Origin of the sequence: Cylindrospermopsis curvispora GIHE-G1, from assembly GCF_014489415.1 — a bacterium.
Classification (GTDB): domain Bacteria; phylum Cyanobacteriota; class Cyanobacteriia; order Cyanobacteriales; family Nostocaceae; genus Raphidiopsis; species Raphidiopsis curvispora_A.
The window spans coordinates 3,219,716-3,241,643 of sequence record NZ_CP060822.1 but is presented as its reverse complement, the minus strand read 5'-3'; the positions used below and the strand labels follow the sequence as shown (position 1 = coordinate 3,241,643).

At 41.5% G+C, this 21,928-nt stretch carries 23 protein-coding genes; 10 read left to right on the top strand and 13 right to left on the bottom strand.

The annotated features are described in order from the left end of the window. Positions 1–4: 4 nt before the first annotated feature. Positions 5–1,636, bottom strand: coding sequence for a cytochrome c oxidase subunit I (gene ctaD / locus IAR63_RS14455; protein ID WP_187705751.1), 1,632 nt, complete (start codon positions 1,634–1,636; stop codon positions 5–7). A gap of 74 nt (positions 1,637–1,710) precedes the next feature. Next, the gene (locus tag IAR63_RS14450) at positions 1,711–2,727 is read right to left on the bottom strand and encodes a cytochrome c oxidase subunit II (protein WP_187705750.1); all 1,017 of its coding nucleotides are present in this window, start codon (positions 2,725–2,727) and stop codon (positions 1,711–1,713) included. 392 nt (positions 2,728–3,119) lie between these two features. Here IAR63_RS14450 and IAR63_RS14445 point away from each other — a divergent pair, with 392 nt between their 5' ends. Together IAR63_RS14445 and IAR63_RS14440 are read left to right on the top strand one after the other, a co-directional pair. Next, positions 3,120–4,043, top strand: a complete 924-nt coding sequence (locus IAR63_RS14445; protein WP_187705749.1) for a COX15/CtaA family protein — start codon at positions 3,120–3,122, stop codon at positions 4,041–4,043. 26 nt (positions 4,044–4,069) lie between these two features. Beyond that, a complete protein-coding gene (locus IAR63_RS14440; RefSeq protein WP_187705748.1) occupies positions 4,070–5,023 on the top strand; it encodes a heme o synthase in 954 nt (317 codons plus the stop codon). A gap of 96 nt (positions 5,024–5,119) precedes the next feature. Here IAR63_RS14440 and IAR63_RS14435 read toward each other — a convergent pair whose 3' ends face one another. The 3 genes from IAR63_RS14435 to IAR63_RS14425 all read right to left on the bottom strand — a co-directional run bounded on the left by IAR63_RS14435 (position 5,120) and on the right by IAR63_RS14425 (position 7,121). Then, positions 5,120–5,395: a Calvin cycle protein CP12 gene (locus IAR63_RS14435; RefSeq protein WP_187705747.1), complete on the bottom strand. Its 276-nt coding sequence runs from the start codon at positions 5,393–5,395 to the stop codon at positions 5,120–5,122. 126 nt (positions 5,396–5,521) lie between these two features. Beyond that, positions 5,522–6,520, bottom strand: a complete 999-nt coding sequence (locus IAR63_RS14430) for a serine/threonine phosphatase (protein WP_407927140.1) — start codon at positions 6,518–6,520, stop codon at positions 5,522–5,524. 25 nt (positions 6,521–6,545) lie between these two features. Further along, positions 6,546–7,121, bottom strand: coding sequence for an rRNA large subunit pseudouridine synthase E (locus IAR63_RS14425; protein ID WP_187707482.1), 576 nt, complete (start codon positions 7,119–7,121; stop codon positions 6,546–6,548). Between the two features lie 36 nt (positions 7,122–7,157). Between IAR63_RS14425 and IAR63_RS14420 the strand changes: the two genes are divergently transcribed. Beyond that, positions 7,158–8,048: a phosphodiester glycosidase family protein gene (locus IAR63_RS14420; RefSeq protein WP_057176882.1), complete on the top strand. Its 891-nt coding sequence runs from the start codon at positions 7,158–7,160 to the stop codon at positions 8,046–8,048. Positions 8,049–8,207: 159 nt separating this feature from the next. Continuing rightward, positions 8,208–9,581 (top strand): phosphomethylpyrimidine synthase, encoded by a 1,374-nt coding sequence (thiC, locus tag IAR63_RS14415; protein ID WP_057176904.1) that lies wholly within the window; start codon positions 8,208–8,210, stop codon positions 9,579–9,581. Between the two features lie 51 nt (positions 9,582–9,632). On the opposite strand, the gene IAR63_RS14410 is transcribed toward thiC, so the two are convergent. The 3 genes from IAR63_RS14410 to IAR63_RS14400 are packed head-to-tail and all read right to left on the bottom strand — an operon-like array spanning position 9,633 to position 12,854. Beyond that, positions 9,633–10,583 (bottom strand): MDR/zinc-dependent alcohol dehydrogenase-like family protein, encoded by a 951-nt coding sequence (locus IAR63_RS14410; RefSeq protein ID WP_187705745.1) that lies wholly within the window; start codon positions 10,581–10,583, stop codon positions 9,633–9,635. A gap of 48 nt (positions 10,584–10,631) precedes the next feature. Further along, on the bottom strand, positions 10,632–11,450 hold the full coding sequence (locus tag IAR63_RS14405; RefSeq protein WP_187705744.1) for an inositol monophosphatase family protein: 819 nt from the start codon (positions 11,448–11,450) through the stop codon (positions 10,632–10,634). Between the two features lie 3 nt (positions 11,451–11,453). Beyond that, positions 11,454–12,854: a BCD family MFS transporter gene (locus tag IAR63_RS14400; RefSeq protein WP_235678403.1), complete on the bottom strand. Its 1,401-nt coding sequence runs from the start codon at positions 12,852–12,854 to the stop codon at positions 11,454–11,456. A 670-nt stretch (positions 12,855–13,524) separates the two neighbouring features. On the opposite strand from IAR63_RS14400, the gene IAR63_RS14395 reads away from it, so the two are divergent. From IAR63_RS14395 to guaA, 5 genes are all read left to right on the top strand, one after another. Then, positions 13,525–13,767 carry a Calvin cycle protein CP12 gene (locus IAR63_RS14395; RefSeq protein ID WP_187705742.1) on the top strand — a complete coding sequence of 81 codons (243 nt, stop codon included), beginning with the start codon at positions 13,525–13,527 and terminating at the stop codon, positions 13,765–13,767. A 170-nt stretch (positions 13,768–13,937) separates the two neighbouring features. Then, complete coding sequence (locus IAR63_RS14390) at positions 13,938–14,537, top strand: DUF3177 family protein (protein ID WP_187705741.1); 600 nt, start codon at positions 13,938–13,940, stop codon at positions 14,535–14,537. A gap of 41 nt (positions 14,538–14,578) precedes the next feature. After that, the gene (locus tag IAR63_RS14385) at positions 14,579–14,890 is read left to right on the top strand and encodes a DUF7734 family protein (protein WP_187705740.1); all 312 of its coding nucleotides are present in this window, start codon (positions 14,579–14,581) and stop codon (positions 14,888–14,890) included. A 51-nt stretch (positions 14,891–14,941) separates the two neighbouring features. Continuing rightward, complete coding sequence (cbiD, locus tag IAR63_RS14380; protein ID WP_187705739.1) at positions 14,942–16,051, top strand: cobalt-precorrin-5B (C(1))-methyltransferase CbiD; 1,110 nt, start codon at positions 14,942–14,944, stop codon at positions 16,049–16,051. Positions 16,052–16,134: 83 nt separating this feature from the next. Beyond that, on the top strand, positions 16,135–17,757 hold the full coding sequence (guaA, locus tag IAR63_RS14375; RefSeq protein ID WP_187705738.1) for a glutamine-hydrolyzing GMP synthase: 1,623 nt from the start codon (positions 16,135–16,137) through the stop codon (positions 17,755–17,757). Positions 17,758–17,796: 39 nt separating this feature from the next. On the opposite strand, the gene cdf31 is transcribed toward guaA, so the two are convergent. Then, positions 17,797–18,693, bottom strand: a complete 897-nt coding sequence (cdf31, locus tag IAR63_RS14370) for a CDF family zinc efflux transporter Cdf31 (RefSeq protein ID WP_006276766.1) — start codon at positions 18,691–18,693, stop codon at positions 17,797–17,799. Between the two features lie 107 nt (positions 18,694–18,800). On the opposite strand from cdf31, the gene IAR63_RS14365 reads away from it, so the two are divergent. Beyond that, complete coding sequence (locus tag IAR63_RS14365; protein WP_187705737.1) at positions 18,801–19,160, top strand: hypothetical protein; 360 nt, start codon at positions 18,801–18,803, stop codon at positions 19,158–19,160. 118 nt (positions 19,161–19,278) lie between these two features. Here IAR63_RS14365 and IAR63_RS14360 read toward each other — a convergent pair whose 3' ends face one another. The 4 genes from IAR63_RS14360 to IAR63_RS14345 form a co-directional block, all read right to left on the bottom strand. Further along, entirely contained in the window at positions 19,279–19,515 is a 237-nt protein-coding gene (locus IAR63_RS14360; protein ID WP_006276764.1) for a DUF4327 family protein, read from the bottom strand. A gap of 321 nt (positions 19,516–19,836) precedes the next feature. After that, positions 19,837–20,217, bottom strand: coding sequence for a 30S ribosome-binding factor RbfA (rbfA, locus tag IAR63_RS14355; protein ID WP_187705736.1), 381 nt, complete (start codon positions 20,215–20,217; stop codon positions 19,837–19,839). A gap of 66 nt (positions 20,218–20,283) precedes the next feature. Continuing rightward, the gene (locus IAR63_RS14350) at positions 20,284–20,490 is read right to left on the bottom strand and encodes a DUF751 family protein (protein WP_096543619.1); all 207 of its coding nucleotides are present in this window, start codon (positions 20,488–20,490) and stop codon (positions 20,284–20,286) included. Between the two features lie 121 nt (positions 20,491–20,611). Continuing rightward, positions 20,612–21,826: a HetZ-related protein gene (locus IAR63_RS14345; RefSeq protein ID WP_187707481.1), complete on the bottom strand. Its 1,215-nt coding sequence runs from the start codon at positions 21,824–21,826 to the stop codon at positions 20,612–20,614. Between the last annotated feature and the right edge of the window lie 102 nt (positions 21,827–21,928).

Here is a 21,928-nt window from a genome sequence, read left to right as displayed (position 1 = left end):
AAATTTAGGTTTCGTTGTATTTCACGCCGTAGTCATAGGGACCTGTGGTCAAAACGGGCAGTTTTTCAAAGTTTTCAACTTCTGGTGGGGAGGTGGTCATCCACTCTAAAGTTAGACCACGCCAAGGGTTATTACTAGCTTTGGGCCCGTATAACCAACTCCATACAGCATTGATAATAAACGGTAAAGTGGAAATAGCTAGAATATAAGCCCCGTATGTACATATTTCATTTAAGGTGGTGAATTTTGGGTCATATTGGGCAATACGACGGTTCATACCCATTAGTCCTAGTTTGTGCATGGGCAAAAAGGACATATTTAAACCAACAATAGTCAAGGCAAAGTGAACCTTACCCCAAAATTCATTCATCATTCTCCCTGTCATTTTGGGAAACCAATGATAGATAGCGGCAAAAATCCCCAGCACACTACCACCAAATAGTACATAGTGCAAATGGGCAACTACAAAGTAGGTGTCATGAACGTGAATGTCAAAAGGTACAGAGGCTAGCATTACACCACTGACACCACCAATGACGAAAGTACCCACAAAACCAATAGCAAATAACATGGGAGTATTTAATTCCACTTTGCCCCCCCAGATGGTTGCTAACCAACTAAAGATTTTGATCCCCGTAGGTACGGCAATGATCATAGTCGTGATCATAAAAAACATCCGTAACCAACCGGGAATACCGCTAGTAAACATGTGGTGGGCCCAAACAATTAAACCCAAAAAACTAATCGCTAGGGAAGAATAGGCGATCGCCTTATAACCAAAGATGGGTTTGCGAGCATGAACTGGTATAATTTCTGAAATTGCACCAAAGAAGGGCAAAATCATAATATACACCGCTGGGTGGGAGTAGAACCAAAACATGTGTTGGTAAACTACCGGGTCACCACCACCAGTGGGATTAAAAAATGTGGTTCCTGCTAACAAATCAAAAGCCAGTAGAATCAATGCTCCTGCCAAAACAGGTGTGGATAATAAAACCAGGGCGGAAGTTGCCAACATAGCCCAGCAAAACAGGGGCATTTTATGAATCCCCATGCTAGGAACACGCATTTTCAGTATGGTAACCAAAAAATTAATTGCTCCTAAAATTGAGGATGTACCTAGTAACAGAATGCTCATAATCCAAATAGCCTCACCCACCTCACCGGTCATTAAACTCAGGGGAGGATAGGAAGTCCAACCAGCATCTGGAGCATCACCCACCACCAAGCTGGCAACTAATAGTATACCAGAAGGGGGAATCATCCAAAAAGCTACCGCATTCAACCGGGGAAAAGCCATATCCCTAGCTCCAATCATCAGAGGAATCAGATAATTGGCAAAACCCGCTCCCGCTGGAACTATCCAGAGGAAAATCATGATCGTGGCATGGAGGGTAAACAGACTGTTATAAACTTCTGGTGTGACAAAATCTACTTCTGGAGTCCGTAATTCTGTCCGTACTAAATCTGCCATGACACCGCCAATACAGTAAAAAATAAACGATGTCACTAGATATTGAATCCCGATTACCTTGTGGTCGGTATTAAAAGTAAAAAATTCCCACCACTTTCTTCCCCCCAATTCCTCATGGGGTATGGCCAGGTGAGAAGTGTCTTGTAATTGTGCTTGTGTCATAGTTATAGGAGCTTTCCATTTAGGAAGTTCAAAAGGTGTTTTCTCCCGATATATTTAAGCCATATCTTTACCAGCTATGACTTTGAGAAAGATTCTAAAAGTACCTTTCCTATTCCTAAGGTTTCTGGGTGAATATGCATCTTTTGCATATAGGGGGCCAGAAATTCATCAGCTGACATAGCGGAGGGATTCAGGGCGATCGCCTGATTAATAGTTTCTTTTTCCGCCAGTAACTGTTCCTGAACCCAGGCATCAAAGGCTTGTTTTGACTCTACTATGATTTGAGTTTGCATAGCCCCATGGTAGGGGCCACAGAGTTCTGCACAAACCACAGTATAGGTTCCCTCTTTTCTGGGAGTGAAGCGGACTCGAGTTTCTCTACCGGGGATCACATCTTGTTTCAGACGAAATTCTGGAACCCAAAAGGCGTGAATCACATCATTAGCTGTCATCTTCATCTGTACTTGTTGACCCACAGGAACGTGAATTTCCCCTGTGCTTATCCCCGCATCTGGATAGGTGAATATCCAAGCGTATTGCAGAGCTGAGACTTCAACCACTAGTGGTTCCGCTTCATTAGATGTGTTTTCCGCCTGGGCAATTTCCATAGAAGCAGCGGAATCTTGGTGATGGTCCGGGGTATTTACTGGCTTGTCACTGAGAGTAGCCGCAATAGCAGTACCCGGCATAACCCTAGCTTCCTCTATGATGGGAGCATCATGCCCTCCATGAGGATCTAATCCCCCAATTTGATTGTATACATCAAAACTGTATACAGAAATGCCCAGGACTATCACTGCTGGAATTGCTGTCCAAAGTATTTCCAGGGGAATGTTACCTTCAATAGCTGGACCGTCTTCGTTATCACCCGCACGCCGACGGTATTTAAATACTGAGTAAATTAAAATACCTTCGACCAAGAGAAATATCCCTATAGAGACAGTTAACATCGCATCAAACAGACCGTCTATTAATACAGCTTCATCTGCTGCTGCTATGGGTAACAGCCCATGATTGTGACCGTACCAAAGACTAGTTAAGGTGAGAGCGATGCCAATGAGTAATGTCCAGATGGAATTTGGAATTTTCACGGCTTATTTGAGGTTTTACTTGATTGAATTTATTTAGTAACCCATATACCAAGGTAGTGCAGCTGTGAGAAGATTGGGTTATGATGTCTAAAATTTTTGTTAAGTTTTTCTCATATTGCTTCTAGGAGCATTATGGCAACATTAGGTGCTATTTTTTCAGCAAATTGGCCAATTTATCCCCACCTGGTATCTAATCTGCAAAAATCGAGCCAAAAGTTGGCAAATTTGTCAACAACTAATTATTGGTATCTTAAAAAATGACTAAATCTTACAGTCAAGATAGCCCTGGAGGATTCAAATTATAAAGGAAAGCCCATCTGGCAATCTTGACCGATAGGTTAAGGTGTAGGTATGTGTCTTTTTCAGTCTCTAGAGTGGATCGGGTATCGTTCATGAGTGAATTTGTCCTAGAACAACAAAATCAGGAGGCGAATCATCCCCAGGAACTCATTCGGCGCCTGGTTTGGAAAATTTGTATAGCCACTTTGATTTTGATGGCTATAGGTAGTGCTACTCGCGTAATGAATGCTGGTTTGGCTTGTCCAGACTGGCCTTTGTGTTATGGTGAATTAGTGCCGACTAAACAAATGAATCTTCAAGTCTTCTTGGAGTGGTTCCATAGATTAGATGCTGCTTTAATTGGGTTAAGCGCGATCGCCTTGACAGGTTTATGTTGGTGGCATCGTCGTGTTTTACCTCCATGGTTACCAGGAGCTGCTACTTTTGCTCTGTTATTAATCGTATTTCAAGGAGTTTTGGGCGGACTGACTGTGACTGAATTGTTGCGGTTTGATATTGTAACTGCCCATTTAGCAACCGCACTCTTATTTTTCACTACTTTATTAGTCATTGGTACAGTCCTTAGTCCTTATAAAGGAACAGGTACTGTGGGCAAACTTCCTTGGGTGGGTTTAACAGCTGCAGTTTTGGTCTATCTACAAAGTCTTTTAGGTGCTTTGGTAGGTTCCCGTTGGGCATTACATCAATGTCTAGCAGGAGAGGAGTTGTGTGGTGTTATGTATAGCCATATTTTTGGTTTATTACCTCCCACAGTAGCAACTTTGGCCATAGTCTTTATTTCCTGGCGTACCCCAGCATTACATCCCGCTTTGCGAAAATTGGCTAATCTAGCAGGTGGGTTGTTAATTTTGCAATTGCTGTTAGGTTTGGCTACCTTCCGATTACATTTACAAGTTGAACCTCTCACTGTAACTCACCAAGCAGTCGGAGCTACTCTGTTAGGAACTCTAGTAGTTTTTACGGTTCTGGCTTTACGAGACAGAAATATTAGTAACCCTAGTTACCTAAATAATTAGTAATTGATAAAGGAAGTATAACCAACATGATTGAGACTAATGTCTCTCGTCACCATGATTCATTTTTGCAAGTGATTCAAAGTTACTATCAGTTAACTAAGCCTCGGATTATTCCGCTGCTTTTGATTACTACTTCTGGTAGTATGTGGATCGCTGCTAAAGGACAAGTTGACCCTTGGCTATTATTAGTGACTCTTTTGGGTGGAACCCTGGCAGCAGCTAGCGCCCAAACCATTAACTGTATCTATGACCGGGATATAGATTATGAAATGGAAAGGACGCGTCACCGTCCTATGCCCTCTGGTAAGGTGCAATCTAGGGATGCTTTAATTTTTGCGATCGCCCTAGCTATAGCTTCCTTTACCCTATTAACTGTTTTTGCCAATCTACTGGCTGCACTTTTAGCATTTTCTGGTATTGTTTTTTATGTTTTAGTCTACACCCACTGGCTAAAACGCCATAGCACTCAAAACATTGTTATTGGGGGTGCAGCTGGTGCTATTCCCGCTTTAGTGGGTTGGGCAGCAGTTACGGATACGTTGAGTTGGGCAGCTTGGTTAATTTTTGCCATTGTGTTTTTATGGACGCCACCCCACTTTTGGGCTTTGGCCATGATGATTCGGGACGACTACGCAAAAGTTGGGATTCCTATGTTACCCGTGGTGGCTGGTAATCAAGCCACCGTCCGACAGATTTGGTTTTATACGGTAATTACCGTGACTTCTACGGTATTGTTGTTTTATCCCTTACATGCTAGTGGGATTGTTTATGTGGTGATAGCCATGACCTTGGGTGGAATATTTCTTCACAAATCTTGGCGATTATTGCAAAATCCAGAAGATAAAACTATGGCCAAAGAGTTGTTTTTGTACTCCATTTCTTACATGATGCTATTATGTTTAGGAATGGTAATTGATAGTTTACCCTTTACCCGTTATTTGGTGAGTACAATCCTCCACAGTTTGCATTTGGTCGGTTAGGAACTTTCCACAGACACACAAAAAGCGATCGTCTGGGGCGATCGCTTTTTAAGGACTCCAAAAGCCGTTTTTTTTGGGAGTTAAAATCTGCCTAACTTACAGATCATAAATCAAGCATTCCAGAGCATCTGGATACCTTTCACAGTAGCTTTCTAGAGACGTGAGATAGTGTTTTAGTTGTTGTTGATGAGCATTTTGTGCTTGCAATTCCTCAATCCTATCCCATGCTACCGAGCACTCAGGAGAATTATTCCCTTGTTGATCGCAAACTTGTCGTGCTTGGGTAAGAGCAGCTAGAATTGCCTGTTGGATGTTTTGAGGCTGAGTGATTGGGGAGTTGTTTGTAGTGTCAACTCCTTCTACTGTTTTCATAACACTTTCACCTTTTTAATGAACCCGAGTATTTCCCTTTAAAAGGAAATACTGTGGTTAACCATAATAGTTTTTAAAAATTTTTTCGGTTTACAGGATACATTATTTATGCTGTTCAGCAATAGTTTACCTAGGAAATACTCTCACTCTAATTAGAATAACCGTAATATTATCATGACCATTATACTCATTGGCTAAATCAATTAAATTACTAAGACCTGATTCCAAATTGCCATTAGAAGCGAGTAGAGGTAAGAGGTGGGTTTGCCAATGATTTTCTAACAAGTCATTATCTGATAGACCATCGGAAACCAGCAAAAATAGCGTATCTTCACATACCTCCAAGAAACTGATATCGGGATAGACCCCATCTCTAGGACCTAATGCTTGAGTTAATTGATAAGCATCAGGGCGAGAATAAGCTATTTTAGCATCTACACCCTTAGAAATCTCTCGCTGGGCAACTTCATGGTCTACAGTGATTTGCTCCAATCCTTTAGTTATGGTCACAGAGTAAATTCGACTATCTCCCACATGGCTAACTGCCAATTTATTATTGGACATAATTAACATAACCAGGGTAGTACCCATGCGACCAACACCAGAACGCGAAGCTTCCTGGTTAATATCATAAATAGCTTGATTAGTCACTAGTACAGATTGGCGAATCATTTCCAGGGTTGGTAATTCTCCCTCAACCCAATGCTGATCAAAGTATTGTTTAATAGTATTAACAGCCAACTCGCTGGCCACTTCCCCTCCAGCATGTCCACCCATGCCATCACAGACAATGTATAGACCTCTTACCTGCAAGTACTGACCATGAGGTAATTCTACCTTTTGTTGCTCACTAGTAATACCAAAGTAATCCTCATTTTTTTGCCGTTGACGACCAACATTAGTACCCGCTACATATTCCACAGTTTTTAAATGCTTAGACAGTAAAAATGTTGGTGTAGCATGTGAGAATAACTGATTTTGTTCTCCATCATCCTGTAACAAAGTAGGTGATTCGCCCAAACTAGACTGGGAATTAACAGACCCTAAATTCAGAGGAGTACCACAGCTTTGACAAAATTTATGGTCATGGGGATTTTCAAATTGACAAGTGGGACAAATCAGCATACTAAAAATTCCAGCGATTTCTCCATTAAACAATTAATTTGACCTCAACAGGGCTAAGATAGCGCCAGGTACCCACCGGTAAATCATCTAATTGTAGTTGAGCTATACGGACTCTAATTAACCGTAAGGTAGGAAAACCCACAGCAGCGGTCATACGTCTAACTTGACGGTTTTTTCCCTCCTTGAGGGTCATTTCCAACCAAGCTGTGGGAACGTTTTTCCTAGACCTAATGGGAGGGTAACGCTCACCAACAGTTGGCTCTTCCAATAACAGTTTAACCTGAGCAGGAAGAGTGCGATAATTTTGAATTTCCACTCCCTGGCACAATTTGGCAATAGCTGCTGGGTCAGGAATGCGTTCCACCTGTACCCAATAGGTACGTTGGTGACCAAAACGGGGATTGGCAATATGGTGTTGTAATTTACCATCATTGGTTAGTAACAATAAACCCTCGCTATCCCAATCTAAACGCCCCACAGGATAAACATCCGGGACATCAATATAGTCTTTGAGGGTAACATGTTCGGGGAGTTCCCGGGTAAATTGGCTCAGAACTCCATAGGGCTTATGAAAAATAATATACTTGAAGTTGTGAGCCATCATTTCTTAGCTTTCAACACTTGACAAGGTTCTATTATGACCAAATTTAAAGTTCCTAGACGCTCCTTTTTACTTTTTGGAGGTGCCTTTTTAACCCAGATTTGGAGATTGGATTTGCCCGTTAGACCCACTACACCTAGTCAACCGAGTGTGACACCAACTATCATACCGACTGTGCGAGCATATAGAAGTCAAATTAACGGTATTCCATTTTATCAAACAATCATTGATTTGAAAGACCCTAATATTTTTGTGACCATTGGTTTACCGAACGATGCCAATTTTGCCAATACAATTAGTAGAACCAATGGCGATGAGAATTTTGACCAATTGGTTGCTCGCTCTGGCGCTGCGGTAGTGGTAAATGGTACTTTTGCTTCCACAAATCCCCAAAAAACGGTTATGGGTAATCTGGTCGCAGGTGGAAGATTTTTAAAATATAGTCCATGGGAAAACTTTGGCACCACTTTGGGATTGGGTGTTGGTAATCGACCAGAAATGATAACAGCAAGGGTTGACGGTAGACCAGTATGGAATAAACACTGGTTTTCTATTACCTCTGGACCAAGATTATTGCGTAATGGTGAAGTTTCGCTTAATCCCCGTCTTGAAGGTTTTAAAGACCCTACTGTTTTAGGTGCTAGTCTCAGAACCGCAATTGGTTTCTCTCAAGATGGCAAAAGACTGTTTTTGGCTAGTTTTGATGAGAAGTTATATTTAGATGAAGAAGCGGAGGCGATGAAAGCCATGGGTTGCTATGAAGCAATGAATTTAGACGGTGGATCATCTAGAGCCTTAGCATCAGATAATGTAATTTTGGTCCCACCAACAAGAAAACTGACCAATGTGATTTTGGTTTATGATGGTAAAAATCCACCACCAGAAGAATTAAAATTATCCTGGGAAAGGTTTCAAACCAGAAGGTAAGCTCTACCGAGATAGCTTGTGGAGTAGACAAACCTTTCAAGAATCATCTTGAGACTACGATGAAACAGGAAGTAGGTTCTAAAGTCCATATCTTTACAGATCTGGGTAGCTTTGGGTAAATCCTATAGAGCGGAAGCTGATTATATTGAGGATAATAATATGCGAAGTCAATGGGTAGCTAAGCGACTTGGACAACCTAATGTTACACAAATGTATTACGCTCGCCAAGGTGTCATCACTGAGGAAATGCACCATGTTGCCAAACGGGAAAATCTACCACCGGAACTAATTAAAGAGGAAGTGGCGCGGGGAAGAATGATTATCCCTGCCAATATTAACCACACTAATCTTGAGCCAATGGCCATTGGTATCGCTTCCCGTTGCAAGGTTAATGCTAATATTGGAGCTTCTCCTACCTCCTCTAATGTGGAGGAAGAATTAGATAAGCTGAGATTATCTATTAAGTATGGTGCTGACACGGTGATGGATTTATCCACCGGTGGTGGTAATTTGGATCAAATTCGCACTGCTATTATTAATGCTTCTTCGGTTCCCATTGGCACTGTGCCAGTCTATCAAGCTCTGGAAAGTGTCCACGGTAAAATGGAAAATTTTACCGCTGATGATTTTCTCCATGTGATTGAAAAACACGCCCAACAAGGGGTTGATTATCAGACTATTCACGCGGGTTTATTAATAGAACATTTACCTTTGGTGAAAACCCGTCTTACGGGTATTGTTTCCCGTGGTGGTGGAATCCTCGCTAAGTGGATGTTGTTACATCGCAAGCAAAATCCCCTTTATACCCGTTTTCAAGACATCATTGAGATTTTTAAAAAATATGATGTTAGTTTCAGTTTGGGTGATTCCCTACGTCCTGGATGTACCCACGACGCATCTGATGCAGCTCAATTAGCAGAGTTGAAAACCCTAGGACAACTCACTCGCAAAGCTTGGGAACATGATGTGCAGGTCATGGTGGAAGGTCCAGGCCATGTGCCTATGGATCAGATTGAGTTTAATGTCCGTAAACAAATGGAGGAATGCTCAGAAGCTCCTTTCTATGTCCTTGGTCCCTTGGTAACTGATATCGCCCCCGGTTATGACCATATCACTTCTGCTATTGGTGCTGCTATGGCAGGATGGTATGGCACAGCTATGTTGTGTTATGTAACTCCTAAGGAACATTTGGGTTTACCTAATGCTGAAGATGTGCGAAATGGTTTGATCGCTTATAAAATTGCCGCCCATGCAGCAGATATTGGTAGACATCGTCCCGGTGCTAGAGATAGGGATGATGAGCTTTCTAAGGCTAGATACAATTTTGATTGGAATCGTCAATTTGAGTTGTCTTTAGACCCAGAACGAGCTCGAGAATATCATGATGAAACTCTGCCAGAGGAAGTTTATAAACAAGCAGAGTTCTGCTCTATGTGTGGTCCTAAGTTCTGTCCTATGCAAACTAAGGTGGATGCTGATGCGATCGCAGAACTGGAGCAGTTTCTAGCGAAGGAACCTGTGGGTCAAGTCTAAGTCCGAACTCACAGATTGTGGCAGGCATTCTACCTGCTACAATTCCTACTGTCACATCTCTAACAGAATTTTCAAAACTCCTTTGGTCTGGGCTTTTTTAAAAGCGGCTAAACCCTCATTTAGGGGATAAGTTCCATGAACTAAATATGTTACATCTATCTGGTTTGTGGCTAATAGTTCCAGTGCTGGAGTAAATGCTCCACAACGAGAACCTACTAGGGTAATTTCATCAACTACTAGAGCAGAAGCATCCAAACTTAAATTTCCTGCGTAGGTACTTTTTAAAACCAATATACCTCTGGGACGTAAAGCTCGACGTGCAACCGCAAATCCTTCCGCATTTCCTGTACAGTCAATGGCAATATCAAAGGATCTATCTTCTACCATATTGACTAAACCAGTTTTAATGTTTCTAGAAGAAAGATTGGCTAGTTTTTCTTGGTGTCTTCCTACAACCAACAAATCACAACCGGTCAAGGCTAAGGTCTGACCTATCAATTGTCCCAATTTGCCATCACCCACCACTAAAACTCTCTGTTGGGGAGTGATTTTAACCTGGGCTTGAATTTGTAAAGCTGCTGCTATAGGTTCAGTAAAAGTTGCTGCATCGGTGGTGACCTGCGGGGGTACAAGATGTATATTTTTTTCTGGTAGAGACAAATATTCCGCAAATGCACCATGACGATTCACAATCCCTAACACCGTGCGATTTTCACAATGGGTGGGTTTCCCCTCCAAACAAAAACGACAATGACCACATGCAGCATTAATTTCGCCCACCACCCGTTGATTGATTAAATGGTTTGGCCCTGTTTGCACCACTCCCACAAACTCATGTCCTAATATACCATTGTAGGGATAATATCCCCTGATTAACTCCAGATCGGTATTACAAATACCCGCACGTAAAACTTTAACTAAAACTTCTCCCTCTGGTGGTTCAGGAATGGGCAAGTCTGTTCTCAGTTGTAATTGATTGTTTTCTAACCAAATTCCCTTCATAGCTATTTTAGAGTGTATAGGTTTTTTATATTTTTTTGGGTTTTAATATTATTGACCTACTTTGGATTTAAACTCAGCCACGAAGGGACTAAAAGTAGATTCAACTTTTGTATCACTAATGACTAATGTGGGAAAAGAGCGATCGCCATAATCTAGACCTGACAATAGGGGGAAAGGAGCATCTTTCAGAGATATCCAAGTACCACCAGCAGCCTGTAAAATTACCCAAGCGCCAGCAATATCCCATACTTTAGGGGTGGCTTCCATACCTGCCAAAACTGCTCCGCTAGAGACAGTTAAAAAATTATAACTAGCAACCCCCAACATTCTTAACTTACAAGGAAAACCCGGTCGAATTATGCCCGTACTCCGAGAACAAAGATTAAAAAAGTGATTACTAGTGGCTTCTTCCTTGCTGGTATGAATAGGATGATTATTTAAAAACGCCCCCACTGGCGTTTGTAACCCGGAATCTCCAGACCAAAAACCATGAAATCTTTGATTTAGGGGTGGGACAAAAACATAACCAAAAATGGGAGTTCCTCGGTAAAGTAAACCCAGGGAAATTGACCAAATGGGAATACCTCTGGTAAAATTAGTCGTCCCATCTAAAGGGTCAATTACCCAACACCACTCGGTATGGGGGAAGACGTGATCACCCTCTTCGCTTAAAATACCATAACCAGTAAAATTGGCGGCGATCGCATCTCTAATTGTCTGGTCAGCCCACTGATCAGATTGGGTCACCAAGCTGCCATCAGCCTTTTGAGAAGCGTGAACCTTGCCAAAGTCGCGGATTAATTGTTTTCCCACCTCGCTGGTTATGTCTTGGGAAAAATCTAAAATTGTGTTCCAAAAATCATTCATTGGTTAGTCCAGATCGCTTTCCAATACGGAAGCCAAAACTTGTTTGCTTTCCCGTTGAAATTCTACCACATTCACACGACGCAACAACCAAATTGCCAACAGCATTCCCATGGCTTGGAGTGCGAACACCATCCCATAGGCCAATATGGGAGATGTAAATACTAACTTACCCAGATTTAACACAGTACCACCTAAAACCGTTGCCATACCTCTAGCCATAGCCTGAGATAGACCCCAAGCTCCAACAAAGGTTCCAGCGGTTTCTGTTGCTGTTAAGTCTAACATTAAATTAGTAGCACCTGTTGTAATTACACCAGAGGCTAAACCAAAAAAGAACAGACTAGTCATTAATAAACCAGAGTTTTGAAAGAATCCCGCCATAATAATCAAGCAGAAACTCACAGCAGCACCAATACAACCAGTTTTAGTAGTTTGTTTTTTGCCTAATCGAGGTATAAGTAAAAATCCAGTGGAGCCAATACCCAGAAGAGTCCCTATACCAAAGGGAATATTTAATCTGGTGGTTTGGGAAATACACATTCCAAAAACTTCTCCACCATAGGGTTCTAGAATTGAGTCCTGCATAAAAATACTGAGGGTCAACACCATTAAAAACCCAAAAAATATACCTGTTTGCCGATTAGCTGTGAGAATTTTTAGTGCTTTACCCAAGGTAATTTGGTCTTCTCTTTCCACCATATTGCCACGTATTCCGTAGCGAGAATATTTTTTTTCTATACCTAAGGTGGCCAGTAGGGTGAGGACAAAGACCGCCCCGGGTAAAATGATAAATACCGGGTTAATAGTTGTTTGTAACTTGCTAATATCCACCCACTTATTCATCTGGGATGGATCGTATGCTAACAAAGCAGTTCCGCAAATTTCCGGTCTTTCTAACAATCTAGAACTGATACTAGCCCCAATGACAATTCCTATCATTAACATAGACCAAACAACGGCAATTAGTTTAGGGCGGTCATCTTCATCAGTAATATCCACTAAAAGAGCAGTAAACGGAGTAGAACTAGCACTCAACGCTAACCCATACATACCAAATATCAAAGCTAATAGCGCTGACCAGCTATAGGTTTGTAGACTCCAGCCAGTATTTTGCAAACTGGTTCCCAATTGCCACACTACTTGTAAAGCTACAAAGGAAATGCTAGTAAATAGAGCTGCTCCAATCCAAACATATCCAGAGCGATGATATCCAAAAATCTTCTGACTATCAGATTTTTGACCAAACCAAATTCTAGCTGGACTGACGAATTGGTGCATTGCGATCGTTCCTGCCGCAATAAAGGGCAGAATCGCTAGTTCATCAATCATGACTCGATTCAATACGCCCAATGTCAAAAGGGACATCATACCCAGACCCATCTGAAACAGACCTAACCTGAGCATAGTCAGGAAACTTATCTTGGGAACTTTAATGGGGTTGGCTGCTGTTCGACAATTTCTGGACATAGCTAGACATTCCTTTCTGTTTTTCAGGCATAACTGTAACCGTTTTTGCGATGAATAGGCTTTTCGATGTATTCGAGTTTGATGCCGATCCGCCTGTCCCCGTGCTGACAGGTAATCCCGTCATCTTCAGCGTCTCAAACAGCTTCCAACGAGTTGCATTGACAGCAGCCGCATCTTTAAATGGTAGTTCAGAGGGCTTTCTAAGATGTCTCGCCTTTTGTTGAAGTTACCGACAGAGCTACAAACTGGAGTTAATTTGTAGGTGTCATGATCTGTCTTTCGTAGCCAACCTTACCTGATGGTAGGTAACTCTTTTTTTATGGCGGAGTCATGCACGCTCACCCCACCTACCCAGATATTAACAATCTGGGTAGGTTTGGGTAGACATTAATGAGCGGTAGAGTTTTATTACCGGGTTCTGAAATCTTAAAATATCAGGACGGATCAGGTCTAGATGTGGTAACTTGCTCTATTAGCAATTAATAATTCCCAATTCTAACCTAACTTAACAACCTAGAGGTTAGAATAGTGTGTGAACTATAAAACCAAAACCGCAATTTTGAACTTTCCTAGACTGATATAAACGATAATCAAAGAGACTAAGCTCATGACAAACACTCAAGAAACAGCAATCTCCATACAAGATAAAATCGAACAAGAACGCCAACAAGCTCGTGAAGTTTGTGATATTTCTGGTGGCAACTCTGCAGCTTGTGCTGCTGCATGGGATGCGGTAGAAGAACTGCAAGCTGCTGCTTCTCACCAGAAACAAGAAAAACCTAAGAACTCCTTAGAAGCATATTGTGAAGCTAATCCGGATGCAGATGAATGTCGCATTAATGACAATTAGAGATTCAGGAGTCCATGTTCAGATAGCAGCACCTGTTCTTGACTAAAGTTCAAACGTGGTCATCCGGTGTCAAGCGTAGGGGGACAGAGTGGTAAAAAGTATTAATCTTTGGCACCTGTCTCCCATTACCAAAACAACTTCAAACTGACTAATACAAGCATAACCAAGAGATGACAAACCTAGACGAAGTTTGGTTTCGCCCTTATGTGTGGACAGATTATAGATTGGCGTTGCTATTTAACCTAATTATCCCCGTAGTTTTAACAATTTGGGCATTTGTGCAAAGAGTGGACTGTATCCAAAGGTTACTGGCTATTTACTGGCGTGTAGCTAGTCTTGCGGCCATAACTATATACCTGATGATTGGCGGATTTGCAGTCAGTTTTATATCTGGTCTAATAGCTCGGATCCTCATTCCTGGTTCCATCTGGTTCTGGGTTGATTTAAATGATGAAGTTGAGTATCAGTCCCCGGGAGCTTTAAAACTGGTTTTTACCTCTTGGCGTTGGGCAATAACCCTTTATGGAATTTTAGGGGTAATTGGCACCGTGCCCTTTCTGGGCTGTGCTTTTTCAGGTGACTCCAGGAATTCAGCCTACTGTAAGGTTTGGACCGAAGCACCCCTGATGTTCAAGGACTATTTCCATCATAACAGCACACCTGCATTTCTTGGCTTTTTAGGTATTGTTGGCTTAACAATTTACATAATCTATCTTACTTATTTTGTCTTGGTTAAATTTGGCAAGTATGGTAGAACAGCAGTACATTAAAGTCTTTATGAAATTTTTTATAAAAGTATTTATAGAGTGTGATGAGTAACTCCATTGCTAAGTGCCTAGAAGAATACACGAGCAAAAGATCTCAGGAAGTGCTAGTAGTCACCATTAATATTGATGGGGAGGAGGACAAAATAGCAGTTTTTAAAGGATTTTCTAGCTCCTTGATGCGCCCCACAGCTTTTGACCCTGATGTGGCAGTGTTACCAGAAGGTGCGACAATTGTCACCATTGACCGAATAGCTAGTCCTTATAATCCCGAATCACCCCGTTATATTCAACAGGGTATTTCTTGGGAGACCATGGCAGTTTTATTATCAGAGGTGGGTATTTTTCTGGAAAGTTGAAAGACTCATTGCTCATCATCTATATAATCAAATACAAAAACACAAACTTTTATGTCTCGTTCCGGTTATACCCTACCAGTTTTTGCCTGTGGTGGTGCAATAGCGGCATTATATTGGTTACGCCATTGCCGCATACTAAATACAGCAGGTGTTGACCTAATTTCACCGGATCAAATAGTCGAAATTCCCATTGAACAGGTAGCTGGAATTTCCGAGAGTGGTGCTTTAGCCATTACTCGAAGTGATCCGGGGGATAACCTAGATCTAACCAAACATACACCGATTTGGACAAAAGTAGAATGGTATGATGGGGATGGGGAAACGATTGTTATTAGGGGTGGAGAAGGAATTGGTAAGGACTTACAGGGAACAGCAGCTATTTATACATACGCCCAGCAATTGTTGCGGAAAAACCTAGAGAGACTCCTATTTCCGGGGGAAAAAATCCTAGTGACAGTGATTTTACCTGAGGGGCGCTCCCTAGCTACCAGAACCTCCAACCCTGCTTTTGGAGTGGTGGAAGGACTTTCTTTATTAGGAACAAGCGGTATATCTCAACCATTAAGTACACCAGAACAGCTTGAGGTTTTTCGGGACGATTTAAGGGCAAAAGCAAAGGAGTTTAATACCTTAGTTTTTTGTATTGGCGAAAATGGTTTAGACCTGGGAAAAAAATTAGGAATCAATCCCCAACGGATGGTAAAAACTGCTAATTGGATTGGTCCTCTACTGGTTGAGGCCCATCTTTTAGGAGTTGAAGAAATATTATTATTTGGCTATCATGGAAAACTAATGAAACTAGCAGGGGGAATATTTCATACTCATCATCATTTAGCAGATGGGAGGAGAGAAATTATAGTTGCCCACAGCGCTATCTTGGGGCTAAAGTATGAAGATATACAAATAATATTTCATAGTCCCAGGGCGGAGGATGCCCTGCAACATCTGCGCTTCCTGGATACCATAGGTGGTAGTAACTGGACTAACCAAATTTATTTCAGTATTGCCCAAACTATTGACAATCGGTCCCAAGAGTATATAAAAAGCCATAGCAACCAGAGTGTGAAAACAACAGTTTGTGGTTCTGTGCTTTTTGACCGAAATAGGGAAGTTATTATTAAAAGTCAAACAGGTTGTGTGCTAATGGAGAAATTGTGCTAACCTAAATAGACTGACAACTACATAGTAACCTAAAAAGTCGGAAATAGTAACTCAATTATGTTCAAAGACACACTCCCACCATCATGAATACAGCGGTAGGTCTACCAATAGATATAGCATGCCAAAGCGAGGAAAATCTCCCACATGGCGATCGCCAAATGATAGTGATTCTAGACTTTGGTTCCCAATATTCTGAACTGATTGCTCGACGCATAAGGGAGACACAAGTATATTCCGAGGTGCTTTCCTATCGCATCACACCGGAAGAGATAAGGAGAATAAACCCCAAGGGGATTATCTTATCTGGTGGTCCTAGGTCAGTTTATAGCGATTATGCACCTCAATGTGACCCGGAAATATGGGAATTGGGTATACCCATATTGGGTGTATGTTATGGAATGCAGCTGATGGTGAATAAACTGGGGGGAAAAGTGACCCAAGCTGATCGTGGGGAATATGGTAAAGCATCATTACTTATAGATGATCCCACTCACTTGCTTACCAATGTAGAAAATGGTGTAACCATGTGGATGAGTCATGGAGACTCAGTTACAACCATGCCTCCTGGTTTTGAACTGCTGGCACATACAGAAAATACTCCTTGTGCAGCTATTGCAAATCATGAGCGCAAACTGTATGGTGTGCAATTCCATCCCGAAGTAGTTCATTCCCAGGGAGGACTGGCACTAATTCGCAACTTTGTTTACCATATTTGTGACTGCGAACCCAGTTGGACAACAGCAGCTTTTGTGGAAAATGCCATTCAGGAGATTCGTGCTAAGGTCTCCGATAGACGGGTGCTGTTGGCGCTCTCTGGAGGTGTGGATTCTTCCACCCTGGCATTTTTGCTCCATAAAGCTATTGGAGATCAATTGACCTGTGTGTTTATTGATCAGGGTTTTATGCGAAAATTAGAGCCAGAAAGGTTATTAAAATTGTTCCAGGAGCAATTTCATATTCCCGTGGAGTATGTTAACGCACGCGATCGCTTTATAGATGCTATTGCTGGTGTGACAGATCCAGAGGAAAAACGCCGTCGTATTGGTCACGAGTTTATTAGGGTGTTTGAAGAAACATCCAAAAGATTGGGTCACTTTGACTATTTAGCACAGGGTACACTATATCCAGATGTAATTGAATCTGCTGGCACTAATGTAGATCCTAAAACTGGGGAGAGGGTAGCAGTAAAGATCAAGAGTCATCACAATGTGGGTGGACTACCTAAGGACTTGAGATTTAAACTGGTGGAACCCCTGCGAAAACTATTTAAAGATGAAGTGCGTAAGGTGGGTCGTTCCCTTGGTCTACCAGAAGAGATAGTTCAAAGACAACCTTTTCCCGGACCAGGTTTAGCTATTCGCATTTTGGGGGAGGTGACAGCAGAAAGGTTAAATATCCTACGTGATGCTGATCTAATTGTTCGTCAAGAAATCAACCAAAGGAATTTATATAATCAATATTGGCAAGCATTTGCTGTTTTACTACCTATTCGTAGTGTGGGGGTTATGGGTGATCAGCGCACATACGCCTATCCTGTGGTCTTACGAATAGTGACTAGTGAAGATGGCATGACAGCAGACTGGGCACGAGTACCTTATGATGTGCTAGAAGCCATTTCTAATAGAATTGTCAATGAGGTTAAAGGGGTCAATCGAGTGGTCTATGATATTACTTCCAAACCACCGGGCACTATAGAATGGGAATAGCTGATAGAACCAAATTCGGGTGCTAATCCTGTACTAATCCTAATTACCAAAGCTAATGTTCTCCGATTGGTATGCTGGTGGTTCTACGTGAATTATAATCCTCACAGGACTATATCTCTCCTGTAGTTTGTTTTCTACTTCCTCTGTGATTTGATGGGCAGTTTCTACTTCCGGTGTATCTACTACTAGATGCATTTCTATGAATACCTGTCTACCTATCACCCCACGAGAAGCAATATCATGGCAGTTAATTACACCAGGTACGGAAGTGGCAATCCCATGTATTGCTTCTGGAGCGATCGCCATTTGATCCACTAACCAGGGCAAATTTTCTTTTAAAACGGACCATCCACTCCAAAAAACTAGCAAAGCTACGGGAAAGGCCAATACCACATCCAACCATTGAAAGTTGAACCACCAAATCCCTATTAATCCCCCTAGGACAGAAATGGTTACCCACACATCGCTCATAGTATGTTTAGCATCAGCAACTAAAATGGAACTGCCTATTCTTGTCCCTACATTACGCTCATAAAATGCGACGAAGATATTTACGCCCAATACAATTAGTAATAACCACAGTTCAGGACCAGATATTCTCACTGGTGAACCACTTTTAATCATTTTCTCAATAGCTCCTTGAATAATTTCAAAACAAGCTATCCCTAAAAATGCTGCTATTCCTAACGCCCCCACTGCTTCAAATTTGTGATGTCCATAAGGATGTTCTCGATCTGGTAAGGGAGAAGAGAATTTACTAGCTACTAGTCCTAACACGTTGTTAGCACTATCTGTAACACTGTGCAAAGCGTCCGCTAGTAAGCTTAAGGAACCAGTAGCATACCCTACTACAACTTTTAATGCCATCACAAACAAGTTAAGTAAGAGGGTAATAATTAGTACTTTTCTTACTTCCCTTAGGTAGTTGTAATTCATAATCGAATATTTACCATTTCTATTCCTAATTATGGAGGAATTAGGTAACTTGTTATTATAGTTATTATCATTGCCAAAGTTTTAGAAAATTTTTACCCCATACCAGTATGTCCTCCCCATTACTCACTCTCAATCTTGACCATGGCTCTATTTCTTTTAATTTTTCCCACCACGCTGCAATGGAGCTAAAAGCTGCCATGGATAAATTAATGCTCAGTCTGAAAGCTGTTACTGTTAAATCTAACCCTGGGGGAAAAATCACACCGGAACCCACTTTGGAATATCGCCATACAGGTGATGTTTTCTTTGAGGTGTTCTGTAACCCTAATATCTGGCCCACTCCCTTCGCAGCTAAAGTTCTACTCACTGTACGCAATCTCGGCATTCGCTTAACCACAGAAGCAGATCTTACCCGCTTAGTTGACGATATTAATCAGTACATACAACAAACAGAACCAACCTCCTGAGAAAAATATACTTGCCAAAGTCATTAACTTTAGACAAGCATAGATTAAATAAATTACTTAACTACCACTTAGGGAACTTGGGAATCTTCGAGATCCTCCTTAATTACTGCAGTCCTGATTAGTCATTTTCCCATTGTTCTCGACCAATCAAATCCCCAATGCGATCACGCAACAAAAAGTCACATTTCTCTAACTCATATTCCACAAAGACCCATTCCCGAGCGGGGATGTACTGGCAGAGTGTGTATATCGGCTGCTGCCGACTGACTATTCCCTTACGCACAAGTTGACTTGCTTCGTACTGGATTACGTCTAGAGAGTAATAATTGATAGAAGGCACCGTACTTACACTCATTGCTTTTACTCACAAATTTACGTTTAGATACTGTTCCCAATTTTCATTGAGAAAACATGGTGATAATTTAGACCTGTGGCTAGGTTTTGTAGTTTGCTATACGGAACTATTATTATTTTGACGCTACAGACCTATAAATTATCTAAAGAAATATGAAGTTTGTCAAGGAAATATAACATCAAAACTAAATGTACTAGTAATAGTCAAACCAAAAAGCAGGCACAAACATGATAGAAAGTACCATATAGACAGTATTAACATATTTGAGTGAAGTATGAATATGTCTAGAGTTACAAACTGAGCTAGTATTTTGGCGGTAGATCAATCTTCGTGGGAGTCTTCCTGGGAGCGTTGTTGTTGAAGTTGGTTTAATAAATTTAACACTTTAGTTCCCCTTTCTAAGGAACGGTCTTCCACAAAAATCACTTCTGGGGTGCGACGCAATCTCACCCTGGCGCCCAACTCACTACGAACATAACCGGTAGCGGATTTTAACCCCGCCATAGTTTCGGCTTTTGCTTCTTCTGTACCATAAATGCTGACAAATATTTTAGCGTGTTGTAAATCTCCCGAAACATCGACATCAGTGACGCTTACCATACCCACACCCACCCGATCATCCTTAATACCGTGGAGTAACATTTGGCTGACCTCCCGTTTAATTAATTCCGCAACACGGGAAACACGGCGATTTGTAGCCATATTATAAATTCCGCCTTTTGATAGAGATTTAACAATAGATAGTTTATCTTACTAGGAATAATCCTTTTAGATTGCACTCAGTCCCAACATAGCTCGGAGAGTTAGGGTGAGGAAGAAGAACCCTCCCACAAACAGACCCATAATCGCCAGTAGTGTACCTGGGCGTTTTAAAAGTGGAATTAGAGGGTCAAATGTGTTAACTAGCAGACCTAAGACTATAGTCACCAGGTAGCGGGGGTAGCGAAATACGTTATTCCAGAATCCGTCAAACATTTGAGTTTTGAATATACACTTTTTTATTATTAAAGTAGTTTAACAGAAAATGGGCAATAGGGTTACTAATAGACTTTCAAATTTTGCCCATGGTCAATATCAGTTTAGCGGTCTCAACGGTTCAACAAGTCTTAACTTCCATATTTCCATTACGTATAGCCCAGGCTAATTCCAACATTTGAGTCCATCGCTTTTGTAACTGCTTAGGAGTACATTGCACAGCCTTGGCGATCGCCTGATCATTTTCCATCGTGGTTTTAAGTTGAAAGATTTGTTGTTGTTGTTCAGTCAATTGATTCCAGAAAAGATCCCATTGTTGAGAGGATAAACCGAGCTTATGTTCTAGTCCAGCTCCCAACCATTGATGTACTAATTGCCAATGATGTTGTTTAGCGAATTTTTCGACGTGGTATTTAAATCTTTGTTGTAAATAATCGCGCTGACGACTGGTTAGTCCCAGAATTTGATCGATTTCTGGTGCGGATAGATCCTGGAGTTTCAAAGACAAATAATTCATACAGTCTGCTTGACCCTGAGATTGAAGATACTTCATCAACTCAGTAATTACCCGGTCTCGTTCCGACTCTTCAGAGGGGTCAAAGGTAGGCTTAGCTACCATTTGGGAGCGAATTTGCTGAACTGCCAAATTGCGCTGATAAGATTCTGCTTCTTCCGTTTTAGCTGAATCCACGGCCATTTCAATATCAACCGTTGTTTCCTGGGGTTGACGACGAGCAAAACCTTGGGCCCGCAGCACAATTAACTGTTGATTAGCTCCACCAGGCAAATTAATTCGACGTTTAGCATACTGCTCTGTAAATGCCATATACTCAGCTAATTCCAGTTGAGTACGTGGTGTATAATCTTCCGGTAATTCGTTTTCCCGACGAAAGGCCTTAATAGCCTCAATATAGAATGCTTGTAAAAAATCTTCAATTAGATTGTAACGGGCTTCAAAACCTAGTTCAGATCCAGCTGTAGTGACGTGACGATACACAATTGCACCTAAACTACTATGTAACTCTATTCTTCCTTGTCTTGAACCCAATTGATAATAACGTAGGCATTTTTGTAAGCGATGTTTAGCTAAAGTAGCCTGCCAAGACTTAACTTGTCCAGAAGTTTGAATACGAGAACTTTTATCACAAATTCTTTCCACTTCCTTAGTTATGCGATTTACAACAGCTTGTATACATCCAGAGGAAGCCTTAACTTGAGACTCGATTTCCTCAGATAGGAGCTGTACTAAGGTTTTGGAACTAGCAACTGGTGAGTCTTGAGAGTCACCATCAACAGCGGGTCTAAAATTTGGCAGATTAACGGGGTTAGCTTTCATGACTTTTCCTGAGTATTGCACCTTAACTACAATTAAACGCAACTGATTGATGTCTTTCCATAGCATTATCCGGTATGAAGCCACCTGCACTTCCCTTGAAGA

Excerpts from the sequence above, each read along its gene's own strand:
- rbfA (WP_187705736.1), bottom strand. The coding sequence starts at position 20,217 with ATGGCTACAAATCGCCGTGTTTCCCGTGTTGCGGAATTAATTAAACGG.
- guaA (WP_187705738.1), top strand. The coding sequence starts at position 16,135 with ATGAATACAGCGGTAGGTCTACCAATAGATATAGCATGCCAAAGCGAG.
- IAR63_RS14435 (WP_187705747.1), bottom strand. The coding sequence starts at position 5,395 with ATGAAAACAGTAGAAGGAGTTGACACTACAAACAACTCCCCAATCACT.
- IAR63_RS14425 (WP_187707482.1), bottom strand. The coding sequence starts at position 7,121 with ATGGCTCACAACTTCAAGTATATTATTTTTCATAAGCCCTATGGAGTT.
- IAR63_RS14440 (WP_187705748.1), top strand. The coding sequence starts at position 4,070 with ATGATTGAGACTAATGTCTCTCGTCACCATGATTCATTTTTGCAAGTG.
- cdf31 (WP_006276766.1), bottom strand. The coding sequence starts at position 18,693 with ATGAATTACAACTACCTAAGGGAAGTAAGAAAAGTACTAATTATTACC.
- IAR63_RS14385 (WP_187705740.1), top strand. The coding sequence starts at position 14,579 with ATGAGTAACTCCATTGCTAAGTGCCTAGAAGAATACACGAGCAAAAGA.
- IAR63_RS14345 (WP_187707481.1), bottom strand. The coding sequence starts at position 21,826 with ATGAAAGCTAACCCCGTTAATCTGCCAAATTTTAGACCCGCTGTTGAT.
- IAR63_RS14445 (WP_187705749.1), top strand. The coding sequence starts at position 3,120 with ATGAGTGAATTTGTCCTAGAACAACAAAATCAGGAGGCGAATCATCCC.
- IAR63_RS14350 (WP_096543619.1), bottom strand. The coding sequence starts at position 20,490 with ATGTTTGACGGATTCTGGAATAACGTATTTCGCTACCCCCGCTACCTG.
- IAR63_RS14400 (WP_235678403.1), bottom strand. The coding sequence starts at position 12,854 with ATGCTCAGGTTAGGTCTGTTTCAGATGGGTCTGGGTATGATGTCCCTT.
- IAR63_RS14390 (WP_187705741.1), top strand. The coding sequence starts at position 13,938 with ATGACAAACCTAGACGAAGTTTGGTTTCGCCCTTATGTGTGGACAGAT.
- IAR63_RS14410 (WP_187705745.1), bottom strand. The coding sequence starts at position 10,583 with ATGAAGGGAATTTGGTTAGAAAACAATCAATTACAACTGAGAACAGAC.
- IAR63_RS14395 (WP_187705742.1), top strand. The coding sequence starts at position 13,525 with ATGACAAACACTCAAGAAACAGCAATCTCCATACAAGATAAAATCGAA.
- IAR63_RS14360 (WP_006276764.1), bottom strand. The coding sequence starts at position 19,515 with ATGAGTGTAAGTACGGTGCCTTCTATCAATTATTACTCTCTAGACGTA.
- ctaD (WP_187705751.1), bottom strand. The coding sequence starts at position 1,636 with ATGACACAAGCACAATTACAAGACACTTCTCACCTGGCCATACCCCAT.
- cbiD (WP_187705739.1), top strand. The coding sequence starts at position 14,942 with ATGTCTCGTTCCGGTTATACCCTACCAGTTTTTGCCTGTGGTGGTGCA.
- IAR63_RS14420 (WP_057176882.1), top strand. The coding sequence starts at position 7,158 with ATGACCAAATTTAAAGTTCCTAGACGCTCCTTTTTACTTTTTGGAGGT.
- thiC (WP_057176904.1), top strand. The coding sequence starts at position 8,208 with ATGCGAAGTCAATGGGTAGCTAAGCGACTTGGACAACCTAATGTTACA.
- IAR63_RS14405 (WP_187705744.1), bottom strand. The coding sequence starts at position 11,450 with ATGAATGATTTTTGGAACACAATTTTAGATTTTTCCCAAGACATAACC.
- IAR63_RS14430 (WP_407927140.1), bottom strand. The coding sequence starts at position 6,520 with ATGCTGATTTGTCCCACTTGTCAATTTGAAAATCCCCATGACCATAAA.
- IAR63_RS14365 (WP_187705737.1), top strand. The coding sequence starts at position 18,801 with ATGTCCTCCCCATTACTCACTCTCAATCTTGACCATGGCTCTATTTCT.